Below are 14,737 nucleotides of genomic sequence, written 5' to 3'. Positions count from 1 at the left end.
GAGGGCCACCGCCCGCACCGACCTCACAGGACACGCCAATGACCACCCAAACCACTCAACCGCTAACCCTCGACGACCGCGTTTCCATACGCGCCCCATTGCTGTTCGCCGCGATCTCCCTGCTCGGCTTCGGCCTGCTCTACTCGCTCGCCGGCACCGCGCTGGGCCGCCTCGCGTTTCCCGCGCAAGCCGTCGGCTCGATCATCCAGCACGACGGCCATGCGGTCGGATCGGAATTGATCGCGCAACCGTTCGCCGATGCCAAGTATTTCCAGCCGCGCCCGTCGGCGGCCAAGTACGACCCGACGGCCGCGTCCGGCAGCAATCAGGCGCGCAGCAATCCCGACCTGCGCAAGCGCATCGCCGAGGACACCGCGGCGATCGCGCAGCGCGAAGGCATCGCCATCGCCGACGTCCCCGCCGAACTGGCCACCCAATCCGGCGGCGGTCTGGACCCGCACCTGTCTCCGCGCGCGGCGCTGATCCAGGCGGCGCGCGTGGCCAAGGCGCGTGGTCTCAGTGTGGCGCAGGTCGAAGCCCTGATCGCGGCCAATACCGAGGCGCCGCAGTTCGGTGTGCTCGGCATGGAGCGCGTGAACGTGCTCAAACTCAATCTGGCGTTGGACGCGGCGCGTTGAGTTTCGATGGGTTTCGGCAGGCCCCGCTTCGATGCGGGGCGTTGCTGTTTTAATCATTGCGACTCACAACCGGTTCCAATGGCAGTTTTTGTTACGGCTTTCATAACGGCTTTTGCTTCGGCCTTTGGCTCGAGCCTGAAGCCACGCAGTTCATCCAGCGCTGTGAGGCTTGTAACTCGCGAGAACAACAGGACACCCGAAGGGCGGCGCACATGGATGTGCGCCGTGCGCCACCGGGACAGGATGTCCCGTGTGGCGCATGCCCGCGCAAGCACCGCACACGCGGGCCCTTGATTCACAAAAAAGCATTTTTCTTTGGTTACTTTTCTTTTGTTGCTTTAGACAAAAGAAAGTGACCCGCCGCTTCAGCGGCGGAAGCTTTTGATCCTGCTTGCAGCTTTGAAAGCTATGAAGCTCTAAAGCTTTTGAAGCCAGAGGCAAGATCAACAGCTTTCGTCCGCAAGCGGCCGAGTTACTTTCTTTTGTCTAAAGCAACAAAAGAAAGGTAACCAAAGAAAAATGCTTTTCTTTGAATCAAGGGCCCGCAAGTGCGGAGCTTCCGCGGGCATGCGCCACACGAGACATCCTGTCTCGGTGGCGCACGGCGCACATCCATGTGCGCCGCCCTTCGGGTGTGCTTTTGTTCTCGCGAGTTCCAGGCGTCGCAGCGCTGGATGAACTGCGCGGCTTCAGGCTTAGAGCTGAAGCGACGGCGACGGCAACGGCAACGGCAACGGCAACGGCAACGGCAACAAGACATTTTTCCTGGCCGGGGCAGCCAACCAAAGGCCAAGCAACGACATTCCAGTTCCCGACCGAAAGGCCCGCCCCCAAACCCCACATCCCATCACTACACACCCCTCACCCACCCAGCGCACAATTCCCCCATGACCGACCCCCGCAGCGCCCAAGCCGATGCCCTCATGGGCGAACTGCAACGCCAGGGCGCCGGTCGCCTGACCATTTTCCTGGGCGCCGCGCCCGGCGTCGGCAAGACCTACACCATGCTCGGCCGCGCCCGCGAACTGCAGCGCCGCGGCATCGACGTGGTGGTCGGCATCGTCGAAACCCACGGCCGTGCCGAAACCCTCGCCCTGGTCGAAGGCCTCGACGTACTGCCGCGCAAGCGGCTGGAGTACCAGGATCGCACGCTCGAGGAAATGGACCTCGACGCGCTGCTGGCGCGCAAGCCCAAGGTCGCCCTGGTCGACGAACTCGCCCACCGTAATGCGCCCGGCAGCCGCCACGAACGGCGCTGGCAGGATGTGCTCGAACTGCTCGACGCCGGCATCGATGTCTACACCACGATCAACATCCAGCACCTGGAAAGCCTCAACGACGTCATCCACCGCATCACCGGCGTGCGGGTCAGCGAGACCGTGCCCGATGCGCTGTTCGATCGGCTGCGCGACATCGTGCTGGTCGATCTGCCGCCGCGCGAACTGATCGAACGCCTGCAACAGGGCAAGGTCTACGTTCCCGAACAGGCCGCGCATGCGCTGCAGGCATTCTTCTCGCCATCGAACCTGACCGCCTTGCGCGAACTGGCGATGCAAACCGCCGCAGATCGCGTCGACAGCGATCTACGCGAGGCGCAGACCGCGCGCGGCCTGCCCGGGGTGCCGTTGCGGCGCGCGGTGCTGGTGGCGATCGACGGCCTGGGCCAATCCGAATACCTGGTGCGGGTCGCGCGCCGCATCGCCGAACGCCGCGATTCGCCGTGGATCGTGGCGACGGTGCAGGCCGGCAATGCGCCCGCCGAAGCGCGCCAGTCCGAACTCGACCGCGCCTTCGCGCTCGCGCGCCGGCTCGGCGGCGAGGCCGTGGTGCTGCACGGCAACAGCGTGGTCGATGCCCTGCTCGATCATGCCGAACGCGCCGGCGTGTCGACCATCGTGCTCGGCCGCACCCGCGAGCGCCCGCTCGCGCGCATGGTCAACCGCACCCTGACCCAGCAATTGATCCAGCGCGGCGCGCATTACGAACTCACCATCGTCAGCACCCCGGAAGCGCGCGCGCGTGCGCGCCGCTCGCTGCGCGACAGCGGCGGCCGGCTGCGCGGCCTGCTGACCCGCAGCGACGCGGGCCTGGCCGTGGTCGCGGCGACCTTCGCCACCGCGCTGGCCTGGGTCGCCGAACGCTGGATCGGCCTGGGCGATCTGTCGCTGATCTTCATCGTCGCGGTGGTGGTGGTCGCCGCGCGCACCCGCATGACCGCGGCGGTGATCGCCTCGGTGCTGTGCTTTCTGGCCTACAACTTCTTCTTCATCGAACCGCGCTACACCTTGCTGATCGGCGCGCGCCAGGGCGTGGCGACGGTGCTGCTGTTCCTGGCCGCGGCGCTGGTCGCAGGACGCCTGGCCTCGAAGCTGCGCATGCAGGTGCTGGCGCTGCGTGCGTCCAACGCGCACGCGACCGAGTTGCAGACCCTCGGCCGCGAACTGGCGACGGCCGCCGACGTGGGCCAGGTCGTGCATGCCGGACGCAAAGCGCTCAAGCGTTCGCTCGGCGTGGAAGCCTTCGTCTACATCGGCGCCGCGCCGCTGCGCGGCGAGCAGTTGCCGGAGATGAGCGACAAGGATCGCGCCGCGGCCGACTGGAGCTTGAAACATCGCCAATCCGCCGGCCGCTATACCGACACTCTGGCCGGATCGGAGTGGTGGCTGCTGCCGCTTAAAGGCGACAGCTCGGCCGACGCGCCGGCCGCCGGCGTGGTCGGCCTGCGCTTTCCGGCTTCGTTGACGCGACTGGGCGCGGAACAGCGCCGCCTGGCCGAAGCGATGACCGACGATATCGCGCAGGCGATTCTGCGCACTCGCCTGGTCGCCGACCTGGAGGACTCGCGGGTCAGCGGCGAGACCGAGCGGCTGCGCTCGGCGCTGCTGTCGTCGGTCTCGCACGATCTGCGCTCGCCGCTGGCCTCGATCATCGGCGCGGCCAGCAGCCTGGATCACTACGCCGAGGCGATGCCGCGCGAGGACCGCCACAGCCTGCTGGAAACCATCCGCATCGAAGGCGAGCGGCTGGACCGCTACATCCAGAACCTGCTCGACATGACCCGGCTCGGCCACGGCGGGCTGGCGCTCAATCGCGACTGGATCGGCGTGGACGAACTGATCGGCTCGGCGGTGACGCGCCTGCAACGCTACGAACCCCACGCGCGCTTCGACGTGCGCCTGCAGGCCGGGCTCGGCCCGATCTGGGTGCATCCGGCGCTGATCGAACAAGCGCTGTTCAACGTGCTCGAGAACGCGGTGAAGTTCTCGCCGCCCGATGCGGCGGTGGTGATCGACGCGCGCCGGGTCGACGCCGAGCCCGGCGCGGCCACCGAGCAGGTCCTGCGCATCGACGTCAGCGATCGCGGCCCTGGCATTCCCGAGGACGAACGCGCGCGCATCTTCGACATGTTCTACAGCGTCGAACGCGGCGATCGCGGCCGCCAGGGCACCGGCCTGGGCCTGGCGATCTGCCAGGGCATGATCGGCGCGCACGGCGGCAGCGTGGTCGCCCTGCCTGGCCTGGCCGACGAGCAAGGTCGCCGCGGCACCACGATCCGCATTACCCTGCCGCCCATCGAACCCGTCGCGGCCACCCCATGATCGAAGACCACGCTCCGCACCCGCAACCGCCGGCGAGCACGCCGCCCGCGCGCGTGCTGGTGATCGACGACGAACCGCAGATCCGCAAGTTCCTCGACATCGCCTTGCGCGCGCAGGGCTACGCGGTCGAGCTGGCCGAGCACGGCAACGGCGGCCTGGAGAGCCTGGCCACGCGCGGCGCCGACCTGGTGATCCTCGACCTGGGCCTGCCCGATCGCGACGGCTTCGACGTGTTGCGCGAACTGCGCCAGTGGTCGAGCGTGCCGGTGATCCTGCTGACCGTGCGTTCCAGCGAAGCCGAGAAGGTCGCCGCGCTCGACGGCGGCGCCAACGACTACGTGACCAAACCCTTCGGCGTGCAGGAGCTGATGGCGCGGGTGCGTGCCCTGCTGCGCGCGCACGGCCCGCAGGGCGAAATCCTGCCGGTGTTCGACGATGGCCAGCTGCGCATCGACCTGGCCCGGCGCGAAGTCCACCTGCACGGCGAACCGGTCGTGCTCGCGCGCAAGGAATACGCGCTGCTGGCGATGCTGGTCCAGCACGCCGGCCGCGTGGTCACCCAGCCGCAACTGCTGCGCGAGCTATGGGGTCCGACCCATCAGGAAGACACCCACTACCTGCGCATCCTGGTCGGCAAACTGCGCCACAAACTCGGCGACGACGCGGCCGCGCCGCGCTATATCGCGACCGAGCCTGGGGTGGGATTGCGGTTTATCGAGACCAGGTGAGCGGTGGCGGCGCGGCGTGAGCTGTCGCCTTGTTTTGTACCTGCGGCCGCCGCAACAGCGGCCGCATTCACGAGTGCGCGACTACGACGCATCGTCGATGCGGTTGAAATCACCTGGCCGCGACGGCTGTTCGACGTAATCGCAACAACGCGGTCGCGGCTCGCGCCGCTCCTACAGGGGGCGACTGTAGGAGCTGCGCAAGCTGCGACCACGGACTCACGACCGCGACGAACACTCGATACGCTGGAATCGCCAAGCCGCGGCTACGACAGATTTTCGACGTTATCGCAGCAGCGCGGTCGCGGCTCACGCCGCTCCTACAGGGGGCGACTGTAGGAGCTGCGCGAGCTGCGACCACGGACTCACGACCGCGACGAACACTCGATGCACTGGAATCGCCCAGCCGCAGCCATGACAGATTTTCGACGTCATTGCAGCAGCGCGGTCGCGGCTCACGCCGCTCCTACAGGGTGCGACTGTAGGAGCGGCGTGAGCTGCGACCACGAACTCACGACCGCGACGAACACTCGATGCGCTGGAATCGCCAAGCCGCAGCCACGACAGATTTTCGACGTCATCGCAGCAGCGCGGTCGCGGCTCGCGCCGCTCCTACAGGGGGCGACTGTAGGAGCGGCGCGAGCCGCGACCGCGAATTCCCGGCTGCGACAAACGTTCGAGGCAGTGAGATCAAACGGTCACCATCGCAACGAACGCACGAGAACGACAAACGCGCGAGAACGACAGAGGATGAACACGCGTGCGATACGGCGTCGAAGTCCCGCGACCGCGATGCTCGGCCGACGCGCGGATCCCGCGGACGCGCACAGAAACCCGGCGCGGAGAAACCCGGCGCAAACAAAGAACGGCTGTCCTGGATAAGGACTCGACGCAAAGAAAAACCCGACAATCTTTCGATTGCCGGGTTTCTTTGTAATGGCGCGCCCGGAAGGATTCGAACCTCCGACCCCCAAGTTCGTAGCCTGGTGCTCTATCCAGCTGAGCTACGGGCGCCTAGTTGGAAAATTATGACGATAAAACCGCACATCGTCAACATTTTTCAAACCGTTTTTTTGCTTTTCCGTCGGTACCGAATTCGACGAATCCGCAAAGAAAAGCCGCCGTTGGCGGCTTCTTTTACAACTGGCGGAGAGTGAGGGATTCGAACCCTCGATAGAGCTTTTGACCCTATACTCCCTTAGCAGGGGAGCCCCTTCAGCCTCTCGGGCAACTCTCCGCATCGATGAAGCAATGCGGGCGGGAAGCATAACGGCTCACCCGTTTTACAGCAACGCTTGCGGCCAACTTTTTTTATCAGCCGCCCGCGTTTTTACCAGAATCGTCCGACGCGTCCTCACCCCGCTGGATGCGCTGATAGATCTCTTCGCGATGGACTGCGACATCTTTGGGCGCGGTAATACCGATACGCACCTGGTTGCCCTTGACGCCGAGCACGGTGACGGTCACCGAGTCGCCGATCATCAGGGTTTCGCCGACGCGACGCGTCAGGATCAGCATTGAAAACCTCCTCGAGCCGGGACCGTAGTACCGGCGTTGGCATTCTTTTCCATCAGGAAGAATGCTTCAATTTGTACACAAACGTGAACCATCTTAGCGACCGGTCAAACCCGGTCGCAAGCGATAGAAGTCACTGTTCGCCATTCACACAAGCTTACTCTCAACCCACTGCGCAACGCCCGCAAGAGCCTGGACCAGGGCCGGGCCGTCATCGCCACCGCCCTGCGCCATGTCCGGGCGGCCGCCGCCTTTACCATTGATCTGACCGGCCACATGCGCGAGTAGTTCTCCCGCTTTGACCTTGCCAACCGCGCTTCCGTTCACTCCGGCGACCAGGGCCGCCTTACCGTCGCTGGCACCCGCCAGCACGATCACCGCGTCGCCAAGCTGCTGCTTGAGGCGATCCACCGCCTCGCGCAACGCCTTGGCATCAAATCCTTCCAGCCGGGTCGCTACCAGCTTGACCCCGCCGATGTCCGCCGCCGAGCCGGCCAAGTCCGAGGCGGCGCCTGAGGCGGCCTTGGCCTTGATCGACTCGAGCTCGCGCTCGAGCTTCTTCTGCCGGTCCAGCAGCGCGCGCAGCTTGTCGGCCACGTCGCCGGCATTGCCGCCCAGCAGGCGCGCGGCCTGCTCCAGGCGCTGCTCCTCCTGGGTGACGTAGTCCAGCGCGCCCTGCCCGGTCAGCGCCTCGATCCGGCGCACGCCGGCCTGGACGCCGCTTTCGGCGACGATCTTGAACAGGCCGATGTCGCCGGTGCGGGACACGTGGGTGCCGCCGCACAGCTCGGTCGAGGCCTCGCCCATGCGCAGCACGCGCACGCGGTCGCCGTACTTCTCGCCGAACAAGGCCATGGCGCCGAAGTCGATGGCTTCCTGCATGCCCATCTGGTGGACTTCGGCTTCGTAATTGCGCCGCACGTCGGCGTTGACCTGGCGCTCGATCTGGGCGAGCTCGGCGTCGGTCAGCGGGTTGAAGTGCGAGAAATCGAAACGCAGGCGGTCCGGTGCGACCAGCGAGCCCTTCTGGGTCACGTGGTCGCCGAGCAGGCGGCGCAGGGCCGCGTGCAGCAGGTGGGTCGCCGAATGGTTGAGCACGGTCGCGCTGCGGCGGGCTTCGTCGACGGCGCCCAGGACGCGGTCGCCGCGCTTGAGGATGCCGGCGGTGAGCCTGCCGATGTGGCCGTGGAACTGGCCGGCGAATTTCTGGGTGTCGTCGACCACGAAGCGGGTGCCGGCTTCGTCGAGCTCGCCGCTGTCGCCGACCTGGCCGCCGCTTTCGGCGTAGAACGGGGTGCGGTCGAGAATCACCACGCCTTCGTCGCCGACCCGGAACTCGTCGACCGGCACGCCGTCGCGCAACAGCGCGACCACTTGCAGGCCGCCGTCGGTCAGGCGGTCGTAGCCGAGGAACTCGGTCGGGGCGAGCTGCGCGGCCAGTTCGGCCGGCATCGAGGTCTTGTTGCCGAATGTGCCGGCTTCGCGCGCTCTGCGTCGCTGCTCTTCCATCTCGACTTCGAAACCGGCCATGTCGACCGACAGGCCGCGCTCGCGCGCGATGTCGGCGGTCAGGTCGGCCGGGAAACCGTAGGTGTCGTAGAGCTTGAACGCGTCGGCGCCGGCGATGACGCCCTGCGAGCGCGCGGCGATCTCATCGAAGATGCGCATGCCCGAATCCAGGGTCGCGGCGAAGCGCTCCTCTTCGGCGGCCAGCGCGGCTTCGACGAACTCGCGCTTGGCGGTCAGTTCGGGATAGGCGTCGCCCATCACCTCGACCAGCGCCGGCACCAGCTTGTGGAAGAACACGCCCTTCTGGCCGAGCATCCAGCCGTGGCGCAAGGCGCGGCGAATGATCCGGCGCAGCACGTAGCCGCGGCCGTCGTTCGACGGCAGCACGCCGTCGACGATCAGGAACGAACACGCGCGGATGTGATCGGCGATCACGCGCAGCGATTTGTTGTCCAGGTCGTCGGTGTGGGTGTACTTGGCCGCCGCGGCGATCAGATGCCGGAACAGGTCGATCTCGTAGTTGCCGTGCACGCCCTGCAGCACCGCCGCCAGACGTTCCAGGCCCATGCCGGTGTCGACGCACGGCGCCGGCAACGGCAGCAGGGTGCCGTCGGGCTGGCGATCGAACTGCATGAACACCAGGTTCCAGATCTCGATGAAACGATCGCCGTCCTCGTCGGGCGAACCCGGCGGGCCGCCGGCGATGTGATCGCCGTGGTCGTAGAAGATCTCGGTGCACGGACCGCAGGGGCCGGTGTCGGCCATCTGCCAGAAGTTGTCGGAAGCGAACGGCGCGCCCTTGTTGTCGCCGATGCGAACGATGCGTTCGGCCGGCACGCCGATCTTCTTGTTCCAGATCTCGAAGGCTTCGTCGTCGGTCTGGTAGACCGTGACCAGCAGGCGCTCGGGTGCCAGACCCCAGACCTTGGTCAGCAGCTCCCAGGCCCAGACGATCGCGTCGTCCTTGAAGTAGTCGCCGAACGACCAGTTGCCCAGCATTTCGAAGAAGGTGTGGTGACGCGCGGTGTAGCCGACCTGGTCGAGGTCGTTGTGCTTACCGCCGGCGCGCAAGCAGCGCTGCACGTCGGACGCGCGCACGTAGCCCGGCTTTTCGCTGCCGAGGAATACGTTCTTGAACTGCACCATGCCCGAGTTGGTGAACAGCAACGTCGGGTCGTTGGCAGGCACCAACGGTGCCGACGGCACGATGGTGTGGCCTTTGCCCCGAAAAAACTCGAGGAAATCGCTGCGGATTTCAGTGGTGGTCTTCATGCCTGGGATTGATTTGCCTGGTCGGGAGCGGAGCGCTCGACCGAACCCATGCCACCAGATGGGGGCATCGACTGGAACAGGCAACCCGGGACCCGAAAGCCGCGTAGCCTAGCAGGCCCCGGGGTCTTATGCGCAAGGCCATGCGGTAAAAGTGCCCGTCCGTTCAGTCCTCGGCGCAAAAACGATTCGCATTACGCGCGGTATCGCCGTCGAAGCCGCGCCGCATCAGCAGGTCGGCGGCCTTGCGGCGCAGCGCCGGGTCGCTGGCGAAGTCCTCGCCGAAGCGGCGCCGGAGCAAATCCCGGGCGTTTTCCAGCCAATTTCCTTCATAGGCGGCCAACGCCTGGGCGATGGCCTCGCTGTCGAGGCCATGCATGTTCAGTTCGGCGCGGATATGCACCGGGCCATAGCCGTTGCCGGCCCGGCTGCGGATCAGGCTTTCGGCGAAGCGGTGGTCATTCTGCCAGCCGGCATCGGCGAGCCGATCGACGGCAGCCACGACCTCCTCGCGATCCAGACCGCGCGAGGTGAGTTTCCGGGTCAGTTCCTTGCGCGAATGCTCGCGCCGGGTCAGCAGGCCGAGCGCGCGCTGGGTCGGGGTTTGTTCGGGGCGTCCACGGCGGCGCTCGCGTCGGGCCGGGCTTACCCGACCGTCTTCGAATAGCGGGCTGTCGTCGTCTTCGGCGGGCGGATCGCTGTCCGGGCCGGTGAACGGGCCGGCGCTGGCGCGATCGTCGGCCGGGTTGGCCGTGGGCGTTGCTTCGGCGAAATGGGCTGCCATGAGGCGTTCTGGACCCGCCGATGACCCGGTATCCGGCACGGGGCGCTGCCGTTGGCTGGCCCGGGCGTCGGAGCCTGTGCGTGCCGCGGACCGCTCCGCACCCTGCCCCCCACGCTGGACCGCGTCGCCGCGATCACCGGCGTCGCCAGTCCCGGAACGGTCGCGCCAGTCTGGCTGCCCAGACGCATTTCCGACGACGTCGCCGTCCATGACGCCATCGTCCGAAGACGATGCCGATTTCGCCCCGGCTTCGATCGCGAGCATCCTTGCCCGCAATTCGGCCAGACGATCGCCGGCACGACCGGCGGACGGTTCGCCGCCCGGCCCGGTCGTGTCGTCGGCGCCGCGATCGCGGCGCTTGCGTTCGTCCCGATCGGAACTCATCGGTCATCGCCGCTTGCGGAGGATCAGTCCTCGATGACTTCTTCGCGCGGGGCGTCGCTGGGCACGAACTTCTCGCGCAGCGTCGCTTCCAGGCGGGCCGCCATCTCGGGATTTTCCTTGAGGTACTGGCGGGCGTTTTCCTTGCCCTGGCCGATGCGCTCGTCGCCGCAGCTGTACCAGGCGCCGGACTTCTCGACCAGCTTGGCTTCCACGCCCATGTCGATAAGTTCGCCTTCGCGCGAGATGCCTTCGCCATAGAGGATTTCGGTGACGACCTGCTTGAACGGCGGGGCGAGCTTGTTCTTGACGACCTTGATCTTGGTCTGGTTGCCGATGATCTCGTCGCCCTTCTTGATCGCGCCGATGCGGCGGATGTCCAGGCGCACCGAGGCGTAGAACTTGAGCGCGTTGCCGCCGGTGGTCACTTCCGGGCTCTGGCCCGGCATCATCACGCCGATCTTCATGCGCAGCTGGTTGATGAACACCACCAGGGTGCCCGAGCGCTTGATGTTGCCGGTCAGCTTGCGCAGCGCCTGGCTCATCAGACGGGCCTGCAGGCCCGGCAGCTGGTCGCCCATTTCGCCTTCGATTTCGGCCTTCGGGGTCAGCGCGGCGACCGAGTCGATCACGACGATGTCGACCGCGGCCGAACGCACCAGCATGTCGGCGATTTCCAGCGCCTGTTCGCCGGTGTCGGGCTGCGACAGCAGCAGGTCGTCGACATTGACGCCGAGCTTGGCGGCATAGATCGGGTCGAGCGCGTGCTCGGCGTCGATGAAGGCGGCGGTGCCGCCCTTCTTCTGGCATTCGGCGATGGCCTGCAGGGTCAAGGTGGTCTTGCCCGAGGATTCCGGACCGTAGATCTCGACCACGCGGCCCTTGGGCAGGCCGCCGATGCCCAGCGCGATGTCGAGCATCAGCGAGCCGGTACCGATGACTTCGGTGATCTCGACCGCGCGGTCGCCCATGCGCATCACCGAGCCCTTGCCGAATTGCTTGTCGATCTGGCTCAGAGCGGCGGTAAGGGCGCGCTTCTTGTTCTCGTCCATCGTGGTGTTCCTTAAGTCGTGTCGTGGTGAGGGGAAGTTAGAGGACGCGGATCGCAGAGGTTGAGACCGTCGCGCCTGGAATCAAATTATCTGCGCCGGCGGATCGCGAAAGCCGGGCGACGGCCTGCGCCGGTGTCGGATTTTTCCCTGTCGGCGGCGCGGAAACCGCCCCGAGCACCGCAGCGGCCAATCCCTGCAAAGCCGCCTGCGCGGCGTGGACCGGCGCGCAGCTGCGCACCGATCCGTAGCGGTCGAGCTGTACTTGCGCGCGATTGGTGCGATCCATGAGTCGGCGGCCCATCTCAGCGATTGGGCCGGACCAGGCCGCAATACAGGCCCTCGATCGCGAAATCCTGATCGGGCTGGACCTCGATCGGCGCGTAGTCGGGGTTGCGCGGCAGCAGGCGGATACGGTCCTTGCCGATCTTGAGCAGCTTGACGGTGATCTCGTCGTCGATGCGCGCGACCACGATCTGGCCCGAACGCGCATCGTGGGTGCGGTGCACGCCGATCAGGTCGCCGTCGAAGATGCCTTCGTCGCGCATCGAGTCGCCCTTGACCTTGAGCAGGTAGTCCGGCGACGGGAAGAACATGTTGCGATCGAGCAGGACGTAGTTGTCGGGCTCCACCCCGGCGCCCGAGCCGATCGGCGAGCCGGCCGCGACCCGGCCCAGCACCGGCAGACGGATCGCGTCCTCGTTGGCCGAGGCCAGCCCCAGCTCGCGCTGGGCCTGCGGCGGCGGCTGCAGCACGCGGATGCCGCGGGCGCGGCCCGGCATGCGCTCGATCGCGCCGGCGGTCTCCAGCGCGTCGAGGTGGTACTGCGCCGCGCGCACGCCCCTGAACCCGAAGGCCTTGGCGATCTCGGCCTGAGACGGCGGGAGGCCTTCGGCGTCGATCCGCTCGGCGATCAGCGCGAGGATGGCTTGCTGGGTGTCGGTCAGGTTCATGGTTAGTAGTATTACTACGTCATGTTCGAAGTTAGTAGTAATACTACTAAGACGCCGGACCGGCAAGGCCGCTCGTCCGGAATTTGTTTGACTAAGTCAAATAATTGCCCGAGGCTGCGGCTGAGCCCACCGCGATCGCCGATGCCGCCCATGGCCACCGAAATTCAGACCGCCCAGGTCGATGCCGTCCGCGCCTTCAACCGTTTCTATACCCGCCGGATCGGGGTGTTGCAGGAGGGCTTGCTGGACAGCCCGTTCACCCTGACCCAGGGCCGCGTGCTGTTCGAGCTGGCCCAGCGCGAACCGGTCTCGGCGCGCACCATCGGCGATGCGCTGGGGCTGGACCCGGGCTATCTGAGCCGCATTCTGCTGGGCTTCGTCAACACCGGACTGGTCGAGAAAACCCGCTCGGCACACGACGGGCGCAGTTTCGCCCTGAGCCTGACCGAGGCCGGGCGCGCGACCTTCGCCGGGCTCGACCGCACCTCGCACCAGGCCACCGCCGAGCTGCTGGCGGCGCTGCCGCCGCTGCAGCGCGAGCGCCTGCTGCGGGCGCTCGGCGAGGCCGAACAGGCGCTGTCGCCGCCTGCCCTGCCGGCGGCGCAGCGGCTGCTGGTGCGCACCCACCGGATCGGCGACATCGGCTGGGCGATCGAGCGCCACGCTCGCCTGTATGCCGACGAATACGGTTTGAACGAGGAATTCGAGGCGCTGGTGGCGGGTTTGTTCGCGCGTTTCGCCAGCGAGCACGATCCGCGGATTGAACGTTGCTGGATCGCCGAGCTCGACGGCGAACGGGTCGGCTGCGTGTTCGTGGTGCGCAATCAGGACGATGCGCAGGCGGCGCAGCTGCGTTGCCTGCTGATCGATCCGCGCGCGCGCGGGCTGGGCCTGGGGCGGCGCCTGGTCGAGACCTGCATCGAGTTCGCGCGCGAGGCCGGTTACCGGCGGATGATGCTGTGGACCAACGATGTGCTGGTCACGGCGCGCAGGATCTATGAGCGCTGCGGTTTCGTCCTGACCGAGGAAGAGCGCCATCACAGCTTCGGGCAGGATCTGGTTGGGCAGGTCTGGCGGCGCGAGTTCGATTGAGCTTGGCTTGGCGCGCGCGGATGGCTTATTCGAGCGAGCTTCGGGCTTGATGCTCGGCGATTGCGGGGCGCGCGCCGATACACCTGATTTGGCGATGGTGTTTGTTGCCGGCGCTTTCAGGGCAAGAGCAAAAGCGAATCCCCCCTGCCCCCCTTTTCCAAAGGGGGGAAAAGCGGTGTGCGGCGGATTGGGGATCGCGGGGGACGGATCACGACGCGACAGCTTCGAGGTAACGCAACCTCACCACGCACGGCGCGCAGGGCGCGAACGCACTCGCCGCCGCCGGAACTCAGGCCGTCAGCGCCTGCATCCCGCGCAGCGCCGCGGCCACGCTGTGCCGGCGCACCGCCTCGCGGTCGCCGTCGAAGTGGAAGACCTCGGCGCGCGGGTAGCCGTTGCGGCGTTTCCACGCGATCCAGACCGTGCCGACCGGCTTGTCATCGGTGCCGCCGCCGGGGCCGGCGATGCCGGTCACCGCGACCGCGATGGTGGCGCCGGTATTGGCCAGCGCGCCGGAGACCATCTCGATCACGGTCTCGCGGCTGACCGCGCCGAATTGCTCCAGGGTCTGCGGGCGTACGCTCAGCAGCGCCTGCTTGGCCTCGTAGCTGTAGGCGACCAGTCCGCATTCGAACCAGGCCGAGGAGCCGGCGATGTCGGTCAGGGTCTTGGCGATCCAGCCGCCGGTGCAGCTTTCGGCGGTGACCAGCATGTGGTGGTTGAGCCGGGCGGATTCGCCGATCTGCTGGGCGAGCCGCTGCAGGGCGGAGTCGGAGGTGTCTTCGATCATGGCGCCCATGATAGCCGGCGACGGGGGGCGGGCTTTGCATGGGTGGTCGGGATGAGGGGGACCTCGCTCAGCCGGTTTGGGTTTGGGTTTGGCGACCTTGGCATCGGTCGTCGCTGGAACCGTCGGCTCGGGCCTGGCGGAAAATCGGGCGCCTGGATACCCAGTTGATCGAACTCACGCGTTAATCGGGCTCAAGCGTTGATCAGGCTCACGCGGCGACGTTGCCAGGGCCGTCATCCCCGCCTTCGCGGGGATGACGAGCAAGATCAGGGGCTGCCTTGGCGAAGATGCGCGTTGTCGGGTGCTTCGATGATGCCGCGGCTGCTCGATTGCGGCTTACGCCGAGCTTGTCCACCGAAGGCAAATACAAACGCTTACCCGTCATCCCCGCGAAGGCGGGGATCCAGGGCTTCACCGTGACATCACTGTGAAG

11 protein-coding genes, 2 tRNA genes and 1 pseudogene are annotated in these 14,737 nt (G+C 66.7%); 4 read left to right on the top strand and 10 right to left on the bottom strand.

All coding sequences use genetic code 11. From position 1 onward, the window contains the following. Positions 1–38: 38 nt before the first annotated feature. The 3 genes from kdpC (at position 39) to IEQ11_RS09140 (ending at position 4,965) form a co-directional block, all read left to right on the top strand. Positions 39–638, top strand: coding sequence for a potassium-transporting ATPase subunit KdpC (kdpC, locus tag IEQ11_RS09150; protein ID WP_191823897.1), 600 nt, complete (start codon positions 39–41; stop codon positions 636–638). Positions 639–1,525: 887 nt separating this feature from the next. Further along, positions 1,526–4,237 (top strand): sensor histidine kinase, encoded by a 2,712-nt coding sequence (locus IEQ11_RS09145; RefSeq protein WP_046656230.1) that lies wholly within the window; start codon positions 1,526–1,528, stop codon positions 4,235–4,237. Then, on the top strand, positions 4,234–4,965 hold the full coding sequence (locus IEQ11_RS09140; RefSeq protein WP_191822839.1) for a response regulator: 732 nt from the start codon (positions 4,234–4,236) through the stop codon (positions 4,963–4,965). The genes IEQ11_RS09145 and IEQ11_RS09140 overlap by 4 nt, the downstream gene beginning before the upstream one ends. A 934-nt stretch (positions 4,966–5,899) precedes the next feature. Here IEQ11_RS09140 and IEQ11_RS09135 read toward each other — a convergent pair. The 8 genes and pseudogenes from IEQ11_RS09135 to lexA all read right to left on the bottom strand — a co-directional run bounded on the left by IEQ11_RS09135 (position 5,900) and on the right by lexA (position 12,422). Then, positions 5,900–5,976, bottom strand: a tRNA-Arg gene (locus tag IEQ11_RS09135). Between the two features lie 130 nt (positions 5,977–6,106). Next, a tRNA-Ser gene (locus IEQ11_RS09130) sits at positions 6,107–6,199 on the bottom strand. Positions 6,200–6,276: 77 nt separating this feature from the next. Further along, on the bottom strand, positions 6,277–6,480 hold the full coding sequence (gene csrA, locus IEQ11_RS09125) for a carbon storage regulator CsrA (protein WP_036111509.1): 204 nt from the start codon (positions 6,478–6,480) through the stop codon (positions 6,277–6,279). Positions 6,481–6,624: 144 nt separating this feature from the next. Next, complete coding sequence (gene alaS, locus IEQ11_RS09120; RefSeq protein WP_191822840.1) at positions 6,625–9,258, bottom strand: alanine--tRNA ligase; 2,634 nt, start codon at positions 9,256–9,258, stop codon at positions 6,625–6,627. A 163-nt stretch (positions 9,259–9,421) separates the two neighbouring features. Beyond that, positions 9,422–9,898, bottom strand: a pseudogene (gene recX, locus IEQ11_RS09115) (recombination regulator RecX); the annotation flags it as partial. 548 nt (positions 9,899–10,446) lie between these two features. Then, the gene (gene recA, locus IEQ11_RS09110; protein WP_036111514.1) at positions 10,447–11,472 is read right to left on the bottom strand and encodes a recombinase RecA; all 1,026 of its coding nucleotides are present in this window, start codon (positions 11,470–11,472) and stop codon (positions 10,447–10,449) included. A gap of 37 nt (positions 11,473–11,509) precedes the next feature. Then, complete coding sequence (locus IEQ11_RS09105; RefSeq protein WP_153018912.1) at positions 11,510–11,758, bottom strand: hypothetical protein; 249 nt, start codon at positions 11,756–11,758, stop codon at positions 11,510–11,512. Between the two features lie 16 nt (positions 11,759–11,774). After that, a complete protein-coding gene (gene lexA / locus IEQ11_RS09100; protein ID WP_191822841.1) occupies positions 11,775–12,422 on the bottom strand; it encodes a transcriptional repressor LexA in 648 nt (215 codons plus the stop codon). Between the two features lie 150 nt (positions 12,423–12,572). On the opposite strand from lexA, the gene IEQ11_RS09095 reads away from it, so the two are divergent. Next, a complete protein-coding gene (locus IEQ11_RS09095; protein ID WP_191822842.1) occupies positions 12,573–13,514 on the top strand; it encodes a bifunctional helix-turn-helix transcriptional regulator/GNAT family N-acetyltransferase in 942 nt (313 codons plus the stop codon). A gap of 289 nt (positions 13,515–13,803) precedes the next feature. Here the strand turns inward: IEQ11_RS09095 and IEQ11_RS09090 are convergent, their stop codons facing one another. Then, complete coding sequence (locus tag IEQ11_RS09090; protein ID WP_036111625.1) at positions 13,804–14,304, bottom strand: CinA family protein; 501 nt, start codon at positions 14,302–14,304, stop codon at positions 13,804–13,806. Positions 14,305–14,512: 208 nt separating this feature from the next. Continuing rightward, positions 14,513–14,719, bottom strand: coding sequence for a hypothetical protein (locus IEQ11_RS09085; protein ID WP_191822843.1), 207 nt, complete (start codon positions 14,717–14,719; stop codon positions 14,513–14,515). Positions 14,720–14,737 lie beyond the last annotated feature (18 nt).

Source organism: Lysobacter capsici (assembly GCF_014779555.2).
In the GTDB taxonomy this organism is placed as follows: domain Bacteria; phylum Pseudomonadota; class Gammaproteobacteria; order Xanthomonadales; family Xanthomonadaceae; genus Lysobacter; species Lysobacter capsici.
This window is presented reverse-complemented; position numbering and strand designations above follow the sequence as displayed.

Excerpts from the sequence above, each read along its gene's own strand:
- kdpC (WP_191823897.1), top strand. The coding sequence starts at position 39 with ATGACCACCCAAACCACTCAACCGCTAACCCTCGACGACCGCGTTTCC.
- IEQ11_RS09145 (WP_046656230.1), top strand. The coding sequence starts at position 1,526 with ATGACCGACCCCCGCAGCGCCCAAGCCGATGCCCTCATGGGCGAACTG.
- IEQ11_RS09140 (WP_191822839.1), top strand. The coding sequence starts at position 4,234 with ATGATCGAAGACCACGCTCCGCACCCGCAACCGCCGGCGAGCACGCCG.
- csrA (WP_036111509.1), bottom strand. The coding sequence starts at position 6,480 with ATGCTGATCCTGACGCGTCGCGTCGGCGAAACCCTGATGATCGGCGAC.
- alaS (WP_191822840.1), bottom strand. The coding sequence starts at position 9,258 with ATGAAGACCACCACTGAAATCCGCAGCGATTTCCTCGAGTTTTTTCGG.
- recA (WP_036111514.1), bottom strand. The coding sequence starts at position 11,472 with ATGGACGAGAACAAGAAGCGCGCCCTTACCGCCGCTCTGAGCCAGATC.
- IEQ11_RS09105 (WP_153018912.1), bottom strand. The coding sequence starts at position 11,758 with ATGGATCGCACCAATCGCGCGCAAGTACAGCTCGACCGCTACGGATCG.
- lexA (WP_191822841.1), bottom strand. The coding sequence starts at position 12,422 with ATGAACCTGACCGACACCCAGCAAGCCATCCTCGCGCTGATCGCCGAG.
- IEQ11_RS09095 (WP_191822842.1), top strand. The coding sequence starts at position 12,573 with ATGGCCACCGAAATTCAGACCGCCCAGGTCGATGCCGTCCGCGCCTTC.
- IEQ11_RS09090 (WP_036111625.1), bottom strand. The coding sequence starts at position 14,304 with ATGATCGAAGACACCTCCGACTCCGCCCTGCAGCGGCTCGCCCAGCAG.